This window comes from Micromonospora sp. DT63, assembly GCF_049841615.1.
Classification (GTDB): Bacteria; Actinomycetota; Actinomycetes; order Mycobacteriales; family Micromonosporaceae; genus Micromonospora.
Map to the genome: position 1 here is coordinate 27275 of NZ_JBNCKQ010000004.1, position 4728 is coordinate 32002.

The following is a 4728-nucleotide window of genomic DNA, read 5'->3' on the forward strand; positions in this document are numbered from 1 at the left end:
GAGCCCCGACCGGATTCGAACCGGCGCTACCGCCTTGAGAGGGCGGCGTCCTGGGCCGCTAGACGACGGGGCCAGAACTTCCTGTTCACCGCCCTCGCAGGCGGTGCCGCTGTAGTCTAGCGGCACCGTCCGTCGGGGCGAGCGTGGGGTCTGGGCGCCGTGGACGGCCGTGCGCACCAACGAAACAAGCTGCACCAACGAAACAACCCGCCCCACCGAGGTGGGACGGGTTGTGCACAGATGTAGCCCCGACCGGATTCGAACCGGCGCTACCGCCTTGAGAGGGCGGCGTCCTGGGCCGCTAGACGACGGGGCCAGAACCACTTTCGCTCCCCCACCCTTGCGTGCGGAGGAGCTGCACTCTACCAGAGGCCACCCTCCGCCCCTCGCGGGGCGGAGGAGAACTCCGTCAGAATCCAGCGTCCGGGATTCTCGCGAATCCCAGCTGCGCTGGGGTACCAGGACTCGAACCTAGACTAACTGAACCAGAATCAGTCGGGCTGCCAATTACCCCATACCCCATTGGCCCCTTGCGGCGCCGGGAGTGAACATTACCCTCCCGGTGCCGGCAGGCCAAATCCGATCCCCCCGAACCGCCCGTGAGCTGCGGAAACAGGGGCATCGGACGGATCAGGCGACGGGGACCACCGGGTTGCTGAGCTCGCCGATGCCCTCGATCCGCACGGTGACCGTATCCCCCTCGACGAGAGGGCTAACCCCCGCCGGAGTGCCGGTGAGCACCACGTCGCCGGGCAGCAGGGTCATCACGTGCGAGATGTACGACACCAGGCCGGCCACGTCGAAGACCATGTCCTTCGTGCGGCCGAGCTGGCGTACCTCCATCTCGTCCGGGTTGCGACCCACCTCACACCGGATCTCCAGGTCGGAGACGTCCAACCCGGTGGTGATCCACGGACCGATCGGGCAGAACGAGTCGAAGCCCTTGGCGCGGGTCCACTGCCCGTCCGAGCGCTGCAGGTCCCGGGCGGTCACGTCGTTGGCGCAGGTGTAGCCGAAGATGGCGCGTTCGGCGGCGGCCCGGTCGGCCCGGCGGGCACCCGGCGCACCGATCACGACCGCCAGCTCCGCTTCGTGCTCGACCTGCTTGGAGAAGATCGGCAACCGGATGGCGTCGCGGGGACCGATCACCGAGGTGGACGGCTTGAGGAAGAGCAACGGCTCCTTGGGCACCTCGTTGCCGAGTTCGGCGGCGTGGTCGGCGTAGTTGCGGCCCACGCAGACCACCTTGCTGGGCAGAATCGGCGAGAGCAACCGGACGTCGGAGAGGGCCCAGCGGGCCCCACTGAAGGAGAGCTGGCCGAACGGGTGACCCTCGATCTCGGCGATGGTCAGGCCCTGCGGCCCGGCCTCCGGTTCGCCCTCGACGGCTCCGAACGACATTCCCTTGGCATGAGCGAAACGAGCGATACGCACCCGGCCAATCTAGCCCCGCCGACACGCTCACCGGCCACAACGGGCCGCCGGGTGTGCGCAACCCGTCAGCGTCGCGGCACCCTAGCGCAGGTCCGGGCGGTCGGGGTGGGCTTCGGGATTTCGTACCCGCACGGAGGGCGCGCACCCCTAGCGTCGGCTCCGGAGGTTCGTTCGTATGCCTGCATCGACACGACACCACAGAGCCCTCGCGGTGTTCGTACACTGCCTCGGCATCCTCGCCGCCGTGCCGGCCCTGCCCGCGGCGGCCCCGGAGGCGGCAGCCGCGCCACGACCAGCGGCCGCCACGCCACGACCAGCCGAGTCCGTGCCACGACCAGCCGCGCCGACGCCACGTCCGACGGCGCCAGCGCCCGGACCGACGGCTGTCACGCCGCCCGCGTCCGTCAGCCCGGCGCCGCCGGCGGTGGCGGTGGCCGCGCGGTTGCCCGTGGCGGCGAGCGCGGAGCCCACCCCGCCCTCGGCGCCGCCGGCGGTGGCACCGCCGTCGCGGGTGCCGGTGTCCGCGCCCCCGCCTCCGGTCACGGTGGCGGTCGCGTCGGAGAGCAGCCCGGCGCCGCGGTACCGCATCCATGTCCGCAATGTGGGCAACTCGCCGCTCGACACGACGGTGCGCCAGGAGTTGCCGTCGGGGTCGTCGCCCACCGCGATCAGCGGGGGCGGACAGTCCAGCCGCTCCGGCGGGTCCACGGGCGAGGTGACCTGGCGGTTGCGGCTGCCCGCGCACAGCACCACCACGCTGGGCACCGCGCTGACCGCTGTCGCGCCGGGTCAGCCGCTGACGGCACCGGCCTGCGCGTTCACCAGTGACGGCACCCGGCCGTACGACTGCGCCACCGCCACCTGGCAGGCGGCCGGAGCCGCCCCGGCGGCCGAGGTCACCCAGGCGCCGCCCTGGCGGCGGTATCCGGTGCTGCTGGCCGGGTTGGGCGTCCTGGTGCTGCTCAGCGCCCTCGTGGTCTATGTGTGGCGTCGACGGCGCGGACGGCGGGTTACCGCCGCCGCCCTGGCCACCAACGGAACGCCGGACGGTGGGCGCGGGACGATCTACCCACGTCCGGCGACTCCCGACCCGCGCCGACGGCGGCGTACCCCGCCGGTCTGGCTGCTGGTCGGCGCGGCGGTGGTGGTGCTGGCGGGCGTGATCGGCACGGCCGGCTGGACGGCGACCCGGCAGGTGTCGTCGATCGACACCCAGAAGCAGCCGACCAGCGGCGCGTGGATGGGCACCGGGGTCTCCGGACCGGTGGGTGTGCCGCTGCGGGAGTCCGCGTTCGAGTTCACCGTCTACCGGATGACCTGTGGCGCGGCGGGCGCGGCCGGGGGGACCGGCGCGGCACCGGCCGGGGGTCGGCGTTGCCAGGCCACCGTGGGTGTGCGCAACGTCACCGGCAGCCAGCAGCCCTGGCACGGCCAGCTGCAACGCGCCTACCTGCCGGGCGGGCGGTGGGTGAGCACTGACGAGCCGGCCACCCGGACGGCCAACCTGGGTCGGGACGTCTTCGCCGACCCGGTGGCCGCGGGCAGCCGGGTGGTGCTCCCGCTGGTGTTCACCGTCGACGGGCGGGACCCGCCCCAGCAGCTGGAGCTGCGCAGCGGCGTGTTCTCGGCCGGCGTCCGGGTGCACATGCCCTGACCGGCGATCGGGCGGCGGTCGTACCCTGGGGTCCGTGACCGCCGCCCTCGCCCCCGCCGTGCTCGACGTGGCGGCGTGGCGTGCGCGCCGCCGGGCCCACGAGGAGCGGGTGGACGTGTGGCTGACGCCGCACCTGGCCCGACGACGTCGGGGTGAGCGGCATCCGGTGGCCGACTTCCTGTTCACCTACTACTCGCACCGGCCGGCGCAGCTGCGGCGCTGGCACCCGGGCGCGGGGGTCGAGCTGCGCGACGCGGACCCGGCCGAGTTCGGCCGGGACTACCGCGCCACCGCCGCCGGGGTCACCCTCGACACCGAGGCGGTACGTGAGCGACGCGGCGAGTCGATCGCGTGGATCCGCTCGCTGCTGGCGGCCACTGCCGCCCGACCGGCGCACTTCGGCTGCTTCGGGATGCACGAGTGGGCGATGGTGTACCGGCAGACCCGCGAGGAGCTGCGGCACAACGCCTGGCCGTTGCGGTTGGATCCGGAGCGGACCGCCGCGGTCGTCGAGGAGCGCGGGGTGCGGTGCAGCCACTTCGACGCGTTCCGGTTCTTCACGCCACCGGCCCGGCCGTTGAACCTGCTCACCCCGACCCGGGAAACGCAGCACGCGCACGAGCAGCCGGGCTGTCTGCACGCCAACATGGACCTCTACAAGTGGGCGTACAAGTTGTCGCCGCTGGTGCCCTCGGAACTGGTGGCGGACTGTTTCGAGCTGGCCCGGGAGGTCCGCACGTTGGACATGCGGGCCAGCCCGTACGACCTGGCGGCGCTCGGTTACCCGCCGGTGCGGGTGGAGACCGTCCAGGGTCGGGCGGAGTACGCCGCAGCGCAGCGCGAGTTCGCCGACCGTGCGGCAGTGCTCCGCGACCGGCTGCTGGCCGCCGTTCCCGGCTGAGCGTCGACGGCCCGGCCCGGCCGGGCGGCTGGCCCGTGCCGTGGCCCGGAGTCAGCGCGCGCGGGCTCGCAGGCCGTCGAGGAGCAGCGCGACCACAGCGGCCAGGTCGTCGTCGAGGCCGGGCTCGCTCCACTCCGTCCGGTGCGACGGGTGGTGGAACCGCGCGGTGGCCTGCAACAGCGCGCGACCGGCCACCGCCGGGTCGGGCACGGTGAAGTCGCCGGCGGCGACTCCGTCCGCGACGATCAGGCTGAGCTGACCGGCGAGAACCTCCAGGTGGGTGGCGACCGCTCCCTCGGAGAGCGTGGCGAGTTGGTGGAAGTTGTCGAACAGCTCCGGGTCCTCCCGGGCCATCCGCCGTTTGGTGCCGCTCAGCTCGGCCAGCCACCGGCGCAGCCGTTGCGGGGCCGGGTCGGCACCGGTGGCGACGTCGATCAGCGGGGTGGAGACGCGGGCCAGCCAGCGTTCGGCGACCGCCTCGCGCAGCGCGGCCTTGCTGGCGAAGTGCCGGTAGACGCTGCCGTGGCTGACACCCAGCGCGCGTGCCACGTCCAGCACCGTGGCCTTCGCCGGGCCGTACCGGCGCAGCACCTCCTCGGCGGTGTCGAGGATGCGATCGGCGGTCAGGGCTGTGGTGTCGCTCATCGTCCCAGCCTCCCTGACCGCGTGGCCCGTCGTGGGGGGGCCGCCCCCCCGCGCGGGGCCGCCAGGGGGGGGGTGGGATATAGAAGGTGGGACT

General features: G+C 73.3%; 4 protein-coding genes and 3 tRNA genes. 2 read left to right on the forward strand and 5 right to left on the reverse strand.

Features of this window, described 5'->3' with window-relative positions; genetic code table 11:
• The 4 genes from ACLQ27_RS15925 to ACLQ27_RS15940 all read right to left on the reverse strand — a co-directional run bounded on the left by ACLQ27_RS15925 (window position 1) and on the right by ACLQ27_RS15940 (window position 1434).
• Window positions 1-73: transfer RNA gene (locus tag ACLQ27_RS15925), tRNA-Glu, on the reverse strand.
• Window positions 74-243: 170 nt separating this feature from the next.
• Window positions 244-316, reverse strand: a tRNA-Glu gene (locus ACLQ27_RS15930).
• A gap of 134 nt (window positions 317-450) precedes the next feature.
• Window positions 451-522, reverse strand: a tRNA-Gln gene (locus ACLQ27_RS15935).
• 108 nt (window positions 523-630) lie between these two features.
• Window positions 631-1434 (reverse strand): fumarylacetoacetate hydrolase family protein, encoded by an 804-nt coding sequence (locus ACLQ27_RS15940; protein ID WP_234591312.1) that lies wholly within the window; start codon window positions 1432-1434, stop codon window positions 631-633.
• A gap of 175 nt (window positions 1435-1609) precedes the next feature.
• On the opposite strand from ACLQ27_RS15940, the gene ACLQ27_RS15945 reads away from it, so the two are divergent.
• Window positions 1610-3088, forward strand: coding sequence for a hypothetical protein (locus ACLQ27_RS15945; RefSeq protein WP_357494218.1), 1479 nt, complete (start codon window positions 1610-1612; stop codon window positions 3086-3088).
• Between the two features lie 34 nt (window positions 3089-3122).
• Window positions 3123-3989, forward strand: coding sequence for a 3-methyladenine DNA glycosylase (locus tag ACLQ27_RS15950; RefSeq protein WP_425867380.1), 867 nt, complete (start codon window positions 3123-3125; stop codon window positions 3987-3989).
• A 51-nt stretch (window positions 3990-4040) separates the two neighbouring features.
• Here the strand turns inward: ACLQ27_RS15950 and ACLQ27_RS15955 are convergent, their stop codons facing one another.
• The gene (locus tag ACLQ27_RS15955; RefSeq protein WP_357494214.1) at window positions 4041-4634 is read right to left on the reverse strand and encodes a TetR family transcriptional regulator; all 594 of its coding nucleotides are present in this window, start codon (window positions 4632-4634) and stop codon (window positions 4041-4043) included.
• Window positions 4635-4728 lie beyond the last annotated feature (94 nt).

Excerpts from the sequence above, each read along its gene's own strand:
- ACLQ27_RS15955 (WP_357494214.1), bottom strand. The coding sequence starts at position 4,634 with ATGAGCGACACCACAGCCCTGACCGCCGATCGCATCCTCGACACCGCC.
- ACLQ27_RS15945 (WP_357494218.1), top strand. The coding sequence starts at position 1,610 with ATGCCTGCATCGACACGACACCACAGAGCCCTCGCGGTGTTCGTACAC.